The sequence below is a fragment of the Pseudomonas sp. TNT2022 ID642 genome (assembly GCF_028656995.1).
In the GTDB taxonomy this organism is placed as follows: domain Bacteria; phylum Pseudomonadota; class Gammaproteobacteria; order Pseudomonadales; family Pseudomonadaceae; genus Aquipseudomonas.
In genome coordinates this window covers 151,003-166,983 of record NZ_JAMDGW010000018.1, presented here as the reverse complement: position 1 = coordinate 166,983, position 15,981 = coordinate 151,003, and the positions used below count along the sequence as shown (strand labels likewise).

Here is a 15,981-nt window from a genome sequence, read left to right as displayed (position 1 = left end):
ATCAACCCCAGCCCTCTCCCCCCAAGGGGGGCGAGGGGGAAAGGGAGCCGATCTCCGTGCCATTCAAAACCTGAGTTCGACTCCATATTTCAGATCACGGTGATGCTTTCAAAACCTGAGTTCGACTCGGTGTCTCACGTCACAGGGAAGCTTTCAAACCTGAGTTCGACTCGGTATCTCACGTCGGTGTACCTCTCCCAAACAACGCGGTCAGTCCCCTCTCCCTCCGGGAGAGGGTTAGGGTGAGGGGCTTCTCAAAGACTCACCGCCGAGGCAACTCGATCACCACCTTCAGCCCGCCCCATTCACTCTCCCCCAACACCAGCAACCCGCCCCAGGTCTCGACAATATCGCGGACAATCCCCAGCCCCAACCCATGCCCGTGGGTCTGCTCATCCAGCCGCGTGCCCCGGCTGAACACCTCAGTGCGCTGCTCTTCGGGAATCCCCGGGCCGTCATCTTCCACGCTCAGGGCAAAGCCATCCGTACGCTCAATCACACTCAGACGCACCTCGGCGTCCGCCCACTTGCAAGCGTTATCCAAAAGATTGCCGAGCAACTCGAGCAAATCCTCACGATCCCACGGCAGTTGCAACCCCGCCGGGGCGACATAGCTCAGCGCCAGATGCTCGCCATGAATCATGTTCAACGTCGCCAGCAACCCCGGCAGTTCCGCGTCGCAATCAAACAGCGCCCCCGGCAACGCATCACCGGACAGCCGCGCACGGTTCAACTCGCGATTGAGCCGCTGCTGCACCTGCTCCAGCTGTTCCTTGAGCACTTTGCGCAGCTCAGGATGCGCATCGAGTTTTTCACTGGACGCCAGGCTCAACAGCACCGCCAGCGGCGTTTTCAACGCGTGCCCGAGATTGCCCAAAGCATTGCGTGAACGCTTGAGGCTGTCTTCAGTGTGCGCAAGCAAATGGTTGATTTGCGCCACCAGGGGCTCGAGTTCCACCGGCACCTGATCATCCAGTTGTGAACGCTGCCCCTGCTGCAATTGCGCGATCTGTTCGCGAGCCCTTTCCAGCGGTTTCAGCGCGCGGCGCACGGTCAATCGCTGCAAGAACAGAATCAGCAACAATGCCGCCAGACCGAGGCCGAGGCCGATCTGGCGCATGCGCTGAAAGCTCTCGCGCACCGGCGTGTAATCCTGCGCGACGCTGATCGAAATCGATTGGCCCAGACGCCGATAGTCCGAGCGCAGCACCAGTAATTGCTGACCGTCCGGGCCCAGTTGCAGATTGCTATGCAGACCGGGGTGGTCGAGTAGCGGCAGATCCTGATCCCACAACGAGCGTGAACGCCAATGGCTGTCGGCAAAATCAATGCGGAAATAGTGCCCGGAAAACGGCCGCTGATAGGCCGGTGAAAGATGACGTTCATCCAGCTGCAAACCCTGCGGGCCGCGGACTAACGCGACCAACAGGCTCTCGCTGTCATTGCGCAGACCGGCTTCGAGATAACGCTGCAAACCCACTTCGAACAACCACAGACTGGTTTGCGCCACCACTACACCGACGACCACCATCACGCTGATCAAACCCAGGCTCAAACGGCGCTGGATCGACCTCACGAAGCTTGCCCGCCGAACAGGTAACCCTGGCCGCGACGGGTTTCGATCACGCTTTTGCCGAGCTTGCGGCGCAAGTGATTGACGTGAACTTCGAGGACGTTGGAATCGCGCTCGGTTTCGCCGTCGTAGAGGTGTTCGGCGAGGTGGCTTTTGGAGAGGATCTGCTCCGGGTGCAGCATGAAATACCGCAGCAGGCGGAATTCCGCGGCGGTCAGTTGAATGTCGGCGCCATCGCGCACCACGCACTGGCGGCCCTCGTCCAGATGCAAACCGGCCGCCTGCAATGTCGGCTGATTGGCCTGGCCTTTGGAGCGGCGCAACAACGACTGAATGCGCAGTTGCAGCTCTTCAGGATGGAACGGTTTGGTCAGGTAGTCATCGGCGCCAGCCTTCAGGCCTTCGATGCGTTCGGCCCAGGAATCGCGCGCCGTGAGGATCAGCACTGGAATCGCCAAGCCGCCGGCGCGCCACTGCGCCAGCACTTCGAGCCCCGGCACGCCGGGCAGGCCGAGGTCGAGAATGATCAGGTCATACGGCTCGCTGCTGCCCTGATACAGCGCATCGCGGCCATCCGCCAGCCAATCCACCGCGTAGCCTTGGCGTTGCAGGCCGGCGAGCAGTTCGTCGGCCAGCGGTACATGGTCTTCCACCAATAGCAAACGCATCGATCAATCTTCCTTGTCTTTCACAAGTTCGCCGGTATCGGCCTTCAAATGCAGCTCACGGGCGACACCTTCGACGGTGAGCAACTCGACTTCATAAATGTAGACGTCGTGTTTTTCTTCCAGCTCGACTTCCAGCAGTTTCGCGCCGGGATAGCGATCCATCGCCTGCTGCAACACTTGTTCCAGCGGCAGGATCACGCCCTGCTTGCGCAAATCAAGCGCTTCGTCCGGGCCGAGGTCGCGAGCCATCGCCGTCGAGCAACACATTACCAGCGCCAACGCCGTACGGCGGGTGGCGCGAACATTAACCTTCATTACGTATCCTGATGATCCTTGAGAACCTGCCCAGTCACCGCGTCTAATTCCAGATCCCAATTGACGCCCTGCGTATCACGTATTTCGATCTGGTAGATGTACTTGCCGTACTGCTCTTCCAGCTCGGTGTCGGTGATCGTCGAACCCGGGTGTTTGGCTAACGCGGCGGCGTTGAGCTTCTCGAAGGAGACGATAGTACCAGCGTCGCGCAGACGCAGGGCTTCGTCAGGGCCGAGATCGCGGGCATGGGCGAGGCTGGCGGTGCAGCCGATGATCGAGGCAATGGACAGGGCAGTCAGGGTTTTCATGGAGTCTCCGTATTTTTATGTGTTGCTTACGGTGGGCACCTTAGCGGGATGAACTTAACTGAAACTGAATTGCCATCATTGCCCCAGCTCAATACATGCCCCCGTGTAGGAGCTGCCGCAGGCTCGGGCCGCGTTCGGACGATCTTTTGATCTTGTCTTTTAAAAACAAAATCAAAAGATCGCAGCCTGCGGCAGCTCCTACAGGATTTTGCAACATGTGCTTATAATTGTTCGCTTGCTAACGATCGAGACCGGTATGACCGCCATCCACATCAAATTCCCCGCCCTCACCCTCAAGGCCGGCCCGCGTGCCATGGCGCGCATTCGTGCGCACGGCCTGAACGCCGCCGACGTCGGCACCCTGCCCGGCGCCGCCGGTGGGCCGAAGGCGTTGGGGATTCAGGGACTGGATCTGGCGCTGTTCGGTGAATGGCTGCCGAGCGCACCGCGTGAACGCTCGCTGATCGGCGCCTCGGTCGGTTCCTGGCGCTTCGCCAGCGCGTGTCTGCCCGACGCCGCCGAAGGCATTCGCCGTCTCGGTCATCTGTACGCCGAGCAGAATTTCAACAAAGGCGTGACCATGGCCGAGATCAGTCAGAGCTCGCAGCGCATGCTCAATGACCTGCTCGACGGCCGCGACGCAAGCATCCTCGACAACGCGCATTACCGCCTGAACATCATGGTGGTGAAAAGTCAGGGACGTCTGGCCGATGACCATCGCGGCCGCCTCGGACTGGCACTGGGTTCGGTGATTGCCGACAACTTACGCGGTCGCGCGCGGCTGTCGCGGCACTTTGAACGGCTGATCATCCATGACCCGCGCCTGGCCCCGCCGGTGAATGCGCTGAACGATTTCCCGTCGCGCTTCGTTGCACTGAATGCCGGCAACCTGCGTCAGGCGCTGCTGGCTTCGGGTTCGATCCCGATGGTCATGGAAGGCGTGCGCGATCTGCCGGGCGCCGGTGCCGGCACGTTCCGCGATGGCGGTCTGCTCGATTATCACCTCGACCTGCCGTACAGCGGCGACGGCATCGTGCTCTATCCGCACTTCACTGATCGGGTGATTCCCGGCTGGTTCGACAAGACCCTGCCATGGCGCAAGGCCTCGGTGGAGCGCTTGCAGGACGTGCTGTTACTCGCGCCGTCGAAGGAATATCTGGCGCGCCTGCCCTACGGCAAATTGCCTGACCGCAACGACTTCAAACGCTTCATGGGCGATGCGTCGAGCCGGCAGAAATACTGGCACGCGGCGATGAGCGAAAGCCGTCGCCTCGGTGACGAGTTCCTTGAACTGACTGCCAATGGTCGCCTCGCCGAGCGCTTGCTGACCCTTTAGTCAGCACGGCCAAACACAAGCTGATAAACTCGCCGCCTGCCCGAATCGCTGCGGCGAACGCCATCTGAACAGAGCTGAAAATACCGTGGAAATCTTCAAAGAATTTACCTTCGAGTCCGCCCACCGCCTGCCGCACGTCCCGGACGGCCACAAGTGCGGGCGTCTGCACGGTCACTCGTTCAAAGTGGCGCTTCACCTCAGCGGCGACCTCGATCCGCACACCGGCTGGATCCGTGATTTTTCCGAAATCAAAGCGATCTTCAAGCCGCTGTACGAGCGCCTCGATCACAACTACCTGAACGACATTCCCGGTCTGGAAAACCCGACCAGCGAAGTGCTGGCCAAATTCATCTGGAATGAAATGAAGCCATTGCTGCCGGAATTGAGCGCGATCCGTATTCACGAGACGTGCACCAGCGGTTGTATCTATCGCGGTGAATAACCTGGGATAGATCTCCCTTGTAGGAGCTGCCGAAGGCTGCGATCTTTTGATCTTGGTTCTTAAAAGCAAAATCAAAAGATCGTCCGAACGCGGCCCGAGCCTTCGGCAGCTCCTACAGAGGGATTGGTTTTTTGCCAGAGAACAGCCTTCACGGCTGTTTTTTTACGCCTATGCTTTTTGGCTCTCACCCGCCAAGAGGACAGGCCCATGACAGACTGGCTGCTGGATCAGGTCTTTGACTTCAACGGCCGACAGATACGCTACGCCGTACACGGCGACGGCCCGCCGCTGGTGTTCGTGCATGGCACGCCGTTTTCGTCATACGTGTGGCACCGGATCGCGCCGCACTTTTTCGCCACGCATCGCGTGCATTACTTCGATCTGCTGGGCTACGGCCGCTCCGAGCACCCTGACGCCGATGTCTCTCTCGGCGTGCAAAACCAACTGTTGGCGCAGTTGCTCGATCACTGGAATCTACAATGCCCGGACGTGGTGGCCCACGACTTCGGAGGCGCCACCGTGTTGCGTATGCATCTGCTCAACGGCAAGGATTACCGCAGCCTGACGCTGATCGATCCGGTGGCGCTGACGCCGTGGGGTTCGCCATTCGTGCAGCATGTGCGTCAGCATGAAGCGGCGTTCAGCGGTCTGCCCGACTACATCCAGCGCGCCATCGTGCCGACCTATATTCGCGGGGCGATTCACCGCGATATCCCCGACGACGAACTCGCACCCTACGTGCAGCCGTGGCTCGGCGATCCCGGGCAAGCGGCATTCTATCGGCAGATTGCGCAGATGGACGAGCGCTATACCCGTGAAGCAGAAAGCCTGTACCCGACGATCCGCTGTCCGGTGCAGATTCTCTGGGGCGAAGAGGACCAGTGGATCCCCATCGAGCGTGGCCGAGCGTTACATCAAATGATCCCGGGATCACAATTCCACCCGATTGCCAACGCCGGCCACCTCGTCCAGGAAGACGCCCCCGAAGCCATCGTCGCCGCCCTGCTGCGCTTCCTCTGACCTTGATCGTTCCCACGCTCTGCGTGGGAATGCCTCAACGGACGCTCCGCGTTCGGCTTTGAAGTGGGGCGCGGAGCGTCCCGGGCAGCATTCCCACGCAGAGCTTGGGAACGATCAAAAACAAGATAAAAAGATCGCAGCCTTCGGCAGCTCCTACATTGGGGCTCCGGTGTATTCAGGTGCACTGTTTTCGCGCTTGCCGACGCGACTCGTCTATACATAACCCGCGCCATCCGGCATTTGGCACGACCACTGCAACCCTCCCCCGCGTCTTCCCTACTCCAGCAAGGACCGCCCCATGACGCAGAACGATCCCGGCAACGATTACCCCCTCAGCGAAGTCCCGATGCACGCGCGCAAAGGCCTGGCCTCGACGGCGATGGTGTTACTGGGCTTCACGTTTTTCACCGCAACCATGTTTGCCGGCGGCAAGCTGGGCGTGGCGTTCAGTTTCGCCGAGATGATGGCGGTGATCATCGTCGGTAATCTGCTGCTCGGTCTCTACGCGGCAGGCCTTGGCTACATCGCCTTCAAAAGCGGCCTCAACTCGGTCCTGATGGGCCGCTTCTGCTTCGGCGAAGTCGGCAGCAAGCTCAGCGACCTGATTCTCGGTTTCACCCAGATCGGCTGGTACGCCTGGGGCACGGCGACGGCTGCCGTCGTGATCGGTAAATACTTCAATCTCGACGAAAGCACGGTGCTCGGCCTGATGGTGCTGTTCGGTCTGCTGTTCTGCGCCACGGCCTACGTCGGTTATCGCGGGCTGGAAATCCTCTCGTACATCGCCGTGCCAGCGATGATGTTGCTGCTGATGCTGTCGATGTGGGTGGCGACGGTGAAAGTCGGCGGTATCGAAGGCTTGCTCAGCGTCGTGCCGACAGGCTCGCTGGACTGGTCGACCGCAATCACCCTGGTGTTCGGCACCTTCGTCAGCGGCGCCACGCAGGCGACCAACTGGACACGCTTCTCGCGCTCGGCGCGGGTGGCGGTGCTGGCCAGCCTGATCGGATTCTTCATCGGCAATGGCCTGATGGTGCTGATCGGTGCGTATGGCGCCATCGTCTACCAACAACCCGACGTGGTTGAAGTGCTGCTGTTACAAGGTTTCGCCATGGCCGCGATGGCCATGTTGTTGCTGAACATCTGGAGCACCCAGGACAATACCATCTACAACTTCGCCGTCGCTGGTTGCAATCTGCTGCGCACCGGCCGACGTAAAACCGTGACCCTCGCCGGTGCGGTGATCGGCACCCTGCTCGCACTGCTGGGCATGTACGACATGCTGGTGCCTTACCTGATTCTGCTCGGCACGGTGATTCCGCCGATTGGCGGGGTGATCATGGCGGACTTTTTCTTCCGTTGGCGCGGGCGTTACCCGCGTCTGGCCGACGCACGGTTGCCGGCGTTCAACTGGCCGGGGCTCGGGGCCTATGCGGTCGGCACCGTTGCCGCGTTCAACTCGCCGTGGGTCGCGCCGCTGGTAGGGATCGCCGCTGCCGCGCTAACGTATGTCATCGTTACCGGCGTGCTCGGCGCTCGCAGCGCGACCGCGCCACTACAAGACCTATAAAAAAGGATTCGCCTGATGCACATCATTAACGCCCGTTTGCGCAACCAGGAAGGTTTGCACGAATTGCACCTTGAAGACGGCCTGATCCGCAGCATCGCCCGGCAGACCGAAGCACCGACCCTTGGCCCGAATGACCTCGATGCCGGCGGCAATCTGGTGGTGCCGCCCTTCGTCGAACCGCACATCCACCTCGATGCCACGCTGACCGCTGGCGAGCCACGCTGGAACATGAGCGGCACGCTGTTCGAAGGCATCGAATGCTGGGGCGAGCGCAAGGTCACCATCACCGAAGAAGACACCAAAAACCGCGCCAAGAAGACCATTCAGACGCTGGCGGCCCACGGCATTCAGCATGTGCGCACTCACGTCGACGTCACCGACCCGCAACTCACCGCACTGAAAGCCATGCTCGAAGTGCGCGAGGAAAGCCGTCACCTCATCGACCTGCAAATCGTCGCGTTTCCGCAGGAAGGCATCGAGTCGTTTCGCAACGGTCGCGAGTTGATGGAAGAAGCGATCCGCATGGGCGCGGACGTGGTCGGTGGGATTCCGCATTTCGAATACACCCGCGATCAGGGCGTGAGTTCGGTGAAGTTCCTGATGGACCTGGCCGAGCGCACCGGTTGCCTGGTCGACGTGCATTGCGACGAGACCGACGACCCGCATTCGCGCTTCCTCGAAGTGCTCGCCGAAGAAGCGCGCAGCCGCGACATGGGCGCCCTCGTCACCGCTAGCCACACCACGGCGATGGGTTCTTACGACAACGCTTACTGCGCGAAACTGTTCCGCCTGCTCGGGCATTCCGGAATCAGTTTTGTCTCCTGCCCGACCGAAAGCATCCACCTGCAAGGACGCTTCGACAACTTCCCGAAACGCCGGGGCGTCACCCGTGTAAACGAACTGCTCGAAGCCGGCATGAATGTGTGTTTCGGCCAAGACTCGATCGTCGATCCGTGGTATCCGCTGGGCAACGGCAACATCCTGCGGGTGCTTGAGGCGGGGCTGCACATCTGCCACATGCTCGGTTACCGCAACCTGCAAAGTGCGCTGGATCTGGTCACCGATAACAGCGCCAAAGCCATGCACCTGGGTGAGCGCTATGGACTGGAACAGGGGCGCCCGGCGAACCTGCTGATTCTGTCGGCGGACAGCGATTACGAGGTAATCCGCAGTCAGGGCTTGCCGTTGTATTCGATTCGCGGCGGCAAGGTGTTGATGAAGCGGCAGATGCCGGTGGTGGAATTCAGTACCGCGCTGAGCTGAGACTTGTGTTGACGCCGATGGCCCCATCGCTGGCAAGCCAGACTCCCACAGGGTTTGATGCTGAACACAAAACTGAGTACAGCCACTATCCACTGTAGGAGTGAGCCTGCTCGCGATAGCGGTGTATCAGGCGATATTATGTTGAATGTATTTCCGCTATCGCGAGCAGGCTCACCCCTACAGGGTTATGTGTTTGAACATACTATTTGTGTTCACCACAAAACCCTGTGGGAGTCTGGCTTGCCAGCGATGGCGGTTTTGAATTCAGCCCATCAGCCGTGCCGTACCAAACAATCTGACCCGCACTAATTCTCCGTCCGCCTCTACCAGCAAAATCGGCGCCGTGCCACCGGGCATGACCACTTGCACTTCTCCCGCCGCGACCCAACCCACTCGCCACGCCGCGCAAGCCACCGCACTGGCGCTGGTCCCGGATGAAGCCGTCGGCCCTTCGCCACGCTCGAACACCCGGGCGAGGATTCGCTGCGGCGACTCCAGCACCGCCCATTGCAGATTGACGCCCGCCGGGCACGGATCACCGCCACCGGTGGGCATGGCGTAGGCGATTGCAGTCAACCCTTCGCTCAGGGGGGATTCACGCATCGGCTCGTTGCCCGGCAACGCCGCTTCGTCGGCGAGCAGGGTTACGCAATGCGGGTTGCCGATGCGCACGAACTGGCTGTGCGCCCACTCGCAATCAAGTTGTGCCAAGGGCGCGACGTGGCTCACGTCCCGACCGTTGAACTGAAGGCTTTCAACCACCTGCGCGCCCACGGCATCCGGCCCGAATCGCGGTTGGCCGAGATCAAGCCAGAAACCTTGAACGCCTTCGACTTCAGCCGGTTTCACCGAAGTCTCCACCGCGCCACCCTTGTCGTGATGCACGCGCAACAACACGCTCTCCTCTGGCATCAAGCCTTGCTCGGTCAGCGCCTGCGAGAAAATCGTCAGGCCATTGCCACTGCGCTCGGCAAGTGTGCCGTCGGTGTTGACGATCAATACGTCGAACGGCGGCGACGTCTGGAACGGGCCGATCAGCAGGCCGTCGCTGCGATGGGATTTGCTGTTCGCCGGGCGCTGGCCTTCGGGCCAGTCGCAGCAGAGTTTGATTGCTGCTTCGCTCCACGACTGACGCGAAGAGGCGCATTCGGTGGCGCTGGCAGGCAAGGCAAGGCCCGCGTCGCGCAGTGCCTGCGGCGCAATCACCCCGTAAATATTGCCCCGTGCATCGTAAAACTGCGTCATCAGTTTTTGTCCCTGTTACAGAAGAAAGCCAATGTAAACCGCAATCTATTGTAGGAGTGAGCCTGCTCGCGATAGCGGTGTGTCAGACAAAAAATATCGACTGACAGTACGCTATCGCGAGCAGGCTCACTCCTACAGGTTACGATGTTGCCTGTACTTCCCCGAATGGCCGGCGATCGAACCTCGTCGCTGAATCACTGTCCTTCGGGGACGCGAAGTTTTTTGCCAAGGATCGATATGACCAGCCTCAACTCCCAAGACACCTTCGTCCCCGGACGCCTGCAACAAATGTCCACGCGCATCGCCTTTTTCATCGCCGGACTCGGCATCGCCGCGTGGGCGCCCTTGGTGCCGTACGCCAAGGCACGCGCCGGGCTCGACGAAGGCACGTTGGGGTTGTTGCTGTTGTGCCTCGGCGTCGGTTCGATTCTGGCGATGCCGCTGGCGGGGATTCTGGCCACGCGCTTCGGCTGTCGGCGCGTCGCCACCGGTGGCACGTTATTGATCTGCGCGGCGTTGCCGTTACTGGCGACGGTGTCGTCGATACCGGCGTTGATCGCCACGCTGTTCATGTTCGGTGCGGGCCTGGGCACGGTGGATTCGACCGTGAACCTGCAAGCGGTGATTGTCGAACGCGCCAGCGGCAAGAACATGATGTCGGGTTTCCACGGTTTGTTCAGTCTGGGCGGGATTGTCGGCGCAGCGGGTGTCAGTGCCCTGCTCGGCCTGGGTTTGACGCCACTGGCCGCCATGCTGGTGGTGGTGGTCGTGCTGATCGCGGCGCTGTTCAAGTGCGTGCCGCACATGTTGCCTTACGGCAGTGAAAGCTCGGGACCGGCATTCGCCATCCCTCATGGCATCGTGCTGTTTATCGGCGGGATGTGCTTCATCGTCTTCCTGACTGAAGGCGCGGCGCTGGACTGGAGTGCGGTGTTTCTGGCACAGGAACGCGGGATCGACACGGCGTACGCGGGGTTGGGCTACGCGGCGTTTGCCCTGACCATGACCGCCGGACGTTTGCTGGGTGACCGGATTGTGCGGATTGTCGGTGCAACGCGGATCATTTTGTTTGGCGGTCTATTGGCAGCGGCAGGCTTGTTTCTGGCGACCTTCGCCCCGAGCTGGGAAGCGGCGCTGGTCGGTTATGCGCTGGTCGGCGCTGGCTGCTCGAACATTGTGCCGGTGCTGTACACGGCGGTGGGCAAGCAGACGGTGATGCCGGAAAGCATCGCCGTGCCGGCCATTACCACGCTCGGTTATGCAGGGATTCTGGCCGGGCCGGCGGTGATTGGCTTTGTCGCCCATGCCAGCAGTCTGAGTTTCGCCTTTGGCTTGATGGCGGTGCTGTTGGTGGCAGTGGCCATCGGCGGCAAAGTCCTGAAAGTCTGAAGCAAAAGATCGCAGCCTGCGGCAGCTCCTAAAGGAACGCATTCCAATGTAGGAGCTGCCGCAGGCTGCGATCTTTTGATCTTATGCTTTAGAAGCCGACGCTGGCCTGCACAAAGAACGTGCGCGGCGCGCCGACATACATCCCCGAGTTGTTGTCGCTGGAGCGGGTGAAGTACTGCTTGTCGAAGATGTTCTTCACCCCGGCGCCCAGCTTCAGGTTCGACACCTGCGGCCCGAAGTCATAACCCCCACGCACGTTCCAGGTCACGTAACCCGGAATGTCGCCGTACTGCCCGTCCGCCGTGCCGTCGGTGATGTAGTTGCCATTGAAGCTGCCGTCGGCGTTGACACCGGTGCCCGGCGAGCGCTGTTTCGACTGGGCGAAACCGTCGAGGTTGTAGGTCCAGCGGTTGATGTCATAACGCAAACCAACGGTCGCCACCTTACGCGAATAGAACGGCAGATCACGGCCCTTGAAGCCCGGAATCTCACCTTCATAAGTGGCGCGGGTGTAGGTGAAGCCAGCGTTGGCGGTCAAGCCATCGAGACGCGGATCCAGTGCCGCCATGTCGTAGTGCACCGACGCTTCGATGCCTTGGTGCTTGGTCGCGCCGAGGTTGGTCCAGCCGACATCGTTGCTGATGTATTGCAGTTCGTCGTCGAAGTCGATGTAGAAAAGCGTCACTTCCCCGCCCCACACATCGTCGTTGTAGCGTGTGCCGATCTCGTAGGTCTTGGCCTTTTCCGGCTCCAGACCATTGGCGGTCTGATCACCCGAACCACCTTGGCCGAGCTGGAAATACTGCAGGCTGCCAAACGAGGTTTCGTAGTTGGCGAACAGTTTCCACGCGTCCGACAGGTGATACATCACGCTCAGCGCCGGCAGCGGTTCGTTGCTTTCGATGCTGCGGTTTTTCGCCTGCACCGGTTTGCCGGCCGTGTCGAGCACCGCGCGGTCATGCCAGTCGGTGCTGATGTGTTCGAAGCGAATGCCAGGGGTGATGGTCCAGTTGCCGACGTCGATCTTGTTATCGATGTAGACCGAGTTGGCCTCGGTACCGCCCGTGCGGTCCTGGAATACATGACCATCAGACGTCGGCGTGAGCACCGGCTGGTTGTTGACCAGCGCCACTCGGCTCGACGATTCGTGCATCGCCTCTTTCAAGTAACGGTAACCGACGCTGACTTCCTGGGTGGTCGGGCCGACATCGAATACCCGCGACACCCGTGGCTCGATGCCCAGCGTGTAATACGAACGCGGGTAAGAGCTGAGGGTTTTCTGATCGCGGGCGGCGATGGTGCTGCCACGGAAACTGTCGGTGTAATAGGTGAGGATTTCCGCCTGGGTGCGTTCGTCGATCTGACGGATCCATTTGAACGACACGTCTTTGCGCCGACCGGTGAATTGGTCGTAGTCACGCACCGAGTCGTACGGTTTATCGTCGTACTGCTTCTGGGTCAGACCGCCGGGCATATCGGCCGTGGCGTCGTAGTAGTGGAAGTTGAGGCTGAAATCGTCCTGGTCGGTGGGCGCCCAGTGGGTCTTGAGCAACACGTCATCGATATCGTTGCCGTTGTTGCGCTCGCGGTAGCCGTTACCGTTGACACCGGAATACAGCAGCGCCACGCCCATGCCGTTGTCGGCAGTGCCGCCGAGGAACGCGGTGTCGATGTGTTTCCAGCCACCGTACTGAGTGGTTTCCAGGGTGGTGCCGATTTCGCCGGTGGCTTTTTCCGGGATCGCCCGGGTGACGAAGTTGATCACCCCGCCGACGTTTTGCGGCCCATAACGCACCGAGCCGGCGCCACGTACCACGTCGATGCTGTCGAGGTTGCCCGAGGAAATCGGCGCCATCGACAGTTGCGGCTGGCCGTAAGGGGCGAACGCCGCCGGCACGCCATCGATCAACACGGTAGAGCGGGGCGACAGGCGCGAAGTCAGACCACGCACGCCGACGTTCAGGGAAATGTCACTGCCGCCGGTACCGTTGGAGTCCTGCACCTGCACACCCGGCACGCGCTTGAGCACGTCACTGACGTTCATCGCGCCCTGCTCGACCATCGCTTCGCGGCGGATCACCGTGCGCGCACCGGGGTGGTTCTGCACCACGGCGGCGTTGGCATCACCGAGCCAGTCGCCGACCACTTTGATGTCGGTCACGCCCAGCTCCAGTGGGCCGTTACCGGCGGCGGAAATCGCGGCTGGCGACAGCGTCACCGAACCTTCGTTGATCTGATAATCCAGACCACTGCCCTGCAGCAATTGGCGCAGCGCCTGCTCCGGGGAGATATCGCCGTCGACCGCCGGCGCCTGTTTGCCGGCGACCAGGTCCGGGCTGAAAAACACTTGCAGCGATGTCTGCTGACCGAGTTCGCTGAGGGCCTGACCCAGTGGCTGTGCGCGGATATGGATCGCTTCGCCAGCGAAGGCCAGCGGCATCGCAGCGTTGACCGCCAGCGCGAGAGCGAGCGGTAACCAAGGGGATTTTTTGTTGTTGGCAATGGTGTTTTTCACGTCGTACGTAGTCCTGTGGATCGCAAGAGTGTGCGGCTGTTAATGCAAACCAGTTGCAGTTGAACAGGAAGACGATGAACTCGAAAAAAACCTGAATTTTATTTTGCGATTATTTCCTGACTGCCATCTGCGAGGGTGCGAACGGCCACCGGCAGGATGCTCGGCAAGGCTTTGAGCAAAGCGTCGGTGTTGTCGGATTTGAACACGCTGGTCAGGCGCAGACTGGCCACGGTCGGGTTGGCCACGGTCAGCGGCTTCTCACGATAGCGCGACACCTCGGCCACCACTTCGCTGAGGCTGGCGTTGTTGAACACCAGTTTGCCACCGCGCCACGCCGTCAGTTCCGCCGCGTTGACCGCATAGGCAGCGGCGACTTTGCCCTGCGCGTCGACATAGGTGCCGAGGCCCGCTGTCAGGTTGATGAACTGATCATCCGCTGCATCACGCCCCTGCACTTTCACCGTGCCCTGCTCCACCGCCACACGGGTTTGCGTGACATCACGGCGCACATCGAAACGCGTGCCGGTGACCGTGACTTTGCCATGGCCGGCCTCGACCACAAACGGTCGCGCAGTATCGTGCGCGACGCTGAACATCGCCTCGCCTTCGCTCAACTCGATGACTCGGCGATCTTTTTCATAGCGCACCTGCAAGCGGCTGCGGCTGTTCAGATCGATCACCGAACCGTCCGGCAGCGCCACGTGTTTACGCTCGCCCAACGCCGTGGCGAATTCAGCGCGGTAACCGCCCGGATGATTCAAACCACTGAACAAACCCAGCCCAATTGCTACCGCCAGCACACTGGCGGCCACTGCATAACGCAACAACGGACGGCGTTTGCGACGGCTCGGCGGTGTTTCGACAAGCGCTTGGAGGCGTGGCGCCGGCAGCAAATCCGCCGCAGACCACAAGCCCTTCAGCAACTGGAATTCATCACGGTGTTGCGGATGTTGATTCAGCCACGCGTCGAAGCGCTGCTGCTCGTCGCCATCAATAGCCGGCTCCTGCAAACGCACAAACCAGCGAGCCGCGTCATCGCGCACCGTTGTTTGCCCGCACGCGCAATCACGCGTATCCATCATGGAATGTCCTGTTTGGCCGGGAATATAAATACACACAGCCCTCTGTAGGAGCTGCCGAAGGCTGCGATCTTTTTGCCATGACGCACATTCACGATTGCAAACCATCCAGTCGATCACGCAGATGCCGCAGGGTGCGGATCATATACTTTTCGACCATGTTCTTGGACAGCCCCAGGCGTTCGGCGATTTCCGCCTGGGTCAGGCCCTCGATCTTCTGCCAGACAAAGATCTTGCGACAATTGACCGGCAGCTCGCTGAGCGCCCGCTCGATGGAGTCGGCCAGCTGGATCGCCTGCATGTAATGCTCCGGGTCGCCGGACGACGACTCACTGTGATCGATGGCCTGCAACTCCATGGCGCCGCGCCGATCCTCGCGCCGATAGCCGTCGACCGCGATATTGCGCGCGGTCTGGTGCAAATACGCCCGTGGCTGCTGCACCGCCGCCGAATCCGACTCAAGCACCCGTACAAAAGTGTCGTGCGCCAGATCCTCGGCCTGCGCGCGGTTGCGCAGGCGACGAGTCCAGGTGCCGATCAACTCTTCGTAATGCTCGAAAAAGCCGGGTCTGCGGGGACGCATGGGGGTTTGGGCGGCGTGCTGAGGAAAGGGCGTGAATAGTAATGGTTACCATTAAGCCGAAGCAATGGATTCCTCGACCGACTGTCCGCGCAGCAACTGAAGATCAGCGTTTTAGCGCAATCACGCCGCTCATGTATTCATGCAGATCGCGCAGATCCTTAACGCTCCAGGCGTGTGGCGGTATCTTTACCCCGTTCTCCTGCAACGTTTTCGGAATCAGGTTGCCGTTCGGCCGAAGGATGATCGACGACACAATCACGCCCGGATATTCATTCAGGCGTTTTTTGAACGCAGGCGTTGTCAGGTCAGGAGTGGGCGGATTGCTTTTGTGCGCCAGTGGCCCTGTTCCTTTGATATCGGCGCCGTGGCACACAGCGCAGCGCTGTGAATAGAGGTTTTTGCCGTTGCTGTTATCCGCGAAGGACACGGATGGTTGGGCGATCAACAAAGCCGCGAGTACAGCGACGAATGCCGTTTTCATTGTTTGCCTCCCTGGCGTCTTTAAGGTCGCGCATGATGCGCGAGATTTAACGCCCGGCGCAAAACAATGTGGGAGCGAGCCTGCTCGCGAAGGCGCTACATCAGTCACTTAATGCATCGACCGACCGGACGCTTTCGCGAGCAGGCTCGCTCCCACAGGGTTCGGTGATGGATGCAGGTTCAAGTGCATCCACC

At 60.6% G+C, this 15,981-nt stretch carries 15 protein-coding genes; 6 read left to right on the top strand and 9 right to left on the bottom strand.

From position 1 onward, the window contains the following. Positions 1-262: 262 nt before the first annotated feature. From M5G26_RS18235 to M5G26_RS18220, 4 genes are read right to left on the bottom strand one after another with little or no spacing between them, the layout of a single operon-like run. Complete coding sequence (locus tag M5G26_RS18235) at positions 263-1,576, bottom strand: sensor histidine kinase (RefSeq protein WP_122597046.1); 1,314 nt, start codon at positions 1,574-1,576, stop codon at positions 263-265. Further along, positions 1,573-2,241, bottom strand: coding sequence for a response regulator transcription factor (locus M5G26_RS18230; RefSeq protein WP_007915592.1), 669 nt, complete (start codon positions 2,239-2,241; stop codon positions 1,573-1,575). The genes M5G26_RS18235 and M5G26_RS18230 overlap by 4 nt, the downstream gene beginning before the upstream one ends. Positions 2,242-2,244: 3 nt before the next feature. Next, entirely contained in the window at positions 2,245-2,556 is a 312-nt protein-coding gene (locus M5G26_RS18225; protein WP_007915591.1) for a PepSY domain-containing protein, read from the bottom strand. Next, positions 2,556-2,864 carry a PepSY domain-containing protein gene (locus M5G26_RS18220; RefSeq protein WP_273916156.1) on the bottom strand — a complete coding sequence of 103 codons (309 nt, stop codon included), beginning with the start codon at positions 2,862-2,864 and terminating at the stop codon, positions 2,556-2,558. Before M5G26_RS18220 ends, M5G26_RS18225 begins: the two co-directional genes overlap by 1 nt. A 256-nt stretch (positions 2,865-3,120) precedes the next feature. Between M5G26_RS18220 and M5G26_RS18215 the strand changes: the two genes are divergently transcribed. The 5 genes from M5G26_RS18215 (at position 3,121) to codA (ending at position 8,495) form a co-directional block, all read left to right on the top strand. Next, positions 3,121-4,200 carry a patatin-like phospholipase family protein gene (locus tag M5G26_RS18215; protein WP_134176992.1) on the top strand — a complete coding sequence of 360 codons (1,080 nt, stop codon included), beginning with the start codon at positions 3,121-3,123 and terminating at the stop codon, positions 4,198-4,200. An 85-nt stretch (positions 4,201-4,285) separates the two neighbouring features. Then, entirely contained in the window at positions 4,286-4,642 is a 357-nt protein-coding gene (queD, locus tag M5G26_RS18210; protein ID WP_007915588.1) for a 6-carboxytetrahydropterin synthase QueD, read from the top strand. 207 nt (positions 4,643-4,849) lie between these two features. Beyond that, the gene (locus M5G26_RS18205; protein ID WP_273916155.1) at positions 4,850-5,662 is read left to right on the top strand and encodes an alpha/beta fold hydrolase; all 813 of its coding nucleotides are present in this window, start codon (positions 4,850-4,852) and stop codon (positions 5,660-5,662) included. A gap of 298 nt (positions 5,663-5,960) precedes the next feature. Then, positions 5,961-7,232, top strand: coding sequence for a cytosine permease (codB, locus tag M5G26_RS18200; RefSeq protein WP_273916154.1), 1,272 nt, complete (start codon positions 5,961-5,963; stop codon positions 7,230-7,232). A 15-nt stretch (positions 7,233-7,247) separates the two neighbouring features. Continuing rightward, positions 7,248-8,495: a cytosine deaminase gene (gene codA, locus M5G26_RS18195; protein ID WP_273916153.1), complete on the top strand. Its 1,248-nt coding sequence runs from the start codon at positions 7,248-7,250 to the stop codon at positions 8,493-8,495. A gap of 264 nt (positions 8,496-8,759) precedes the next feature. On the opposite strand, the gene M5G26_RS18190 is transcribed toward codA, so the two are convergent. Then, positions 8,760-9,740, bottom strand: a complete 981-nt coding sequence (locus tag M5G26_RS18190; protein WP_273916152.1) for a diaminopimelate epimerase — start codon at positions 9,738-9,740, stop codon at positions 8,760-8,762. 237 nt (positions 9,741-9,977) lie between these two features. Here M5G26_RS18190 and M5G26_RS18185 point away from each other — a divergent pair, with 237 nt between their 5' ends. Beyond that, positions 9,978-11,129, top strand: coding sequence for an MFS transporter (locus tag M5G26_RS18185; protein ID WP_273916151.1), 1,152 nt, complete (start codon positions 9,978-9,980; stop codon positions 11,127-11,129). An 88-nt stretch (positions 11,130-11,217) separates the two neighbouring features. On the opposite strand, the gene M5G26_RS18180 is transcribed toward M5G26_RS18185, so the two are convergent. The 4 genes from M5G26_RS18180 to M5G26_RS18165 form a co-directional block, all read right to left on the bottom strand. After that, the gene (locus M5G26_RS18180) at positions 11,218-13,644 is read right to left on the bottom strand and encodes a TonB-dependent siderophore receptor (protein ID WP_273916150.1); all 2,427 of its coding nucleotides are present in this window, start codon (positions 13,642-13,644) and stop codon (positions 11,218-11,220) included. Between the two features lie 98 nt (positions 13,645-13,742). Next, positions 13,743-14,726 carry a FecR family protein gene (locus M5G26_RS18175; RefSeq protein WP_273916149.1) on the bottom strand — a complete coding sequence of 328 codons (984 nt, stop codon included), beginning with the start codon at positions 14,724-14,726 and terminating at the stop codon, positions 13,743-13,745. Positions 14,727-14,814: 88 nt separating this feature from the next. Next, the gene (locus M5G26_RS18170) at positions 14,815-15,306 is read right to left on the bottom strand and encodes a sigma-70 family RNA polymerase sigma factor (RefSeq protein WP_134177000.1); all 492 of its coding nucleotides are present in this window, start codon (positions 15,304-15,306) and stop codon (positions 14,815-14,817) included. Between the two features lie 103 nt (positions 15,307-15,409). Continuing rightward, a complete protein-coding gene (locus M5G26_RS18165; RefSeq protein ID WP_273916148.1) occupies positions 15,410-15,787 on the bottom strand; it encodes a c-type cytochrome in 378 nt (125 codons plus the stop codon). Between the last annotated feature and the right edge of the window lie 194 nt (positions 15,788-15,981).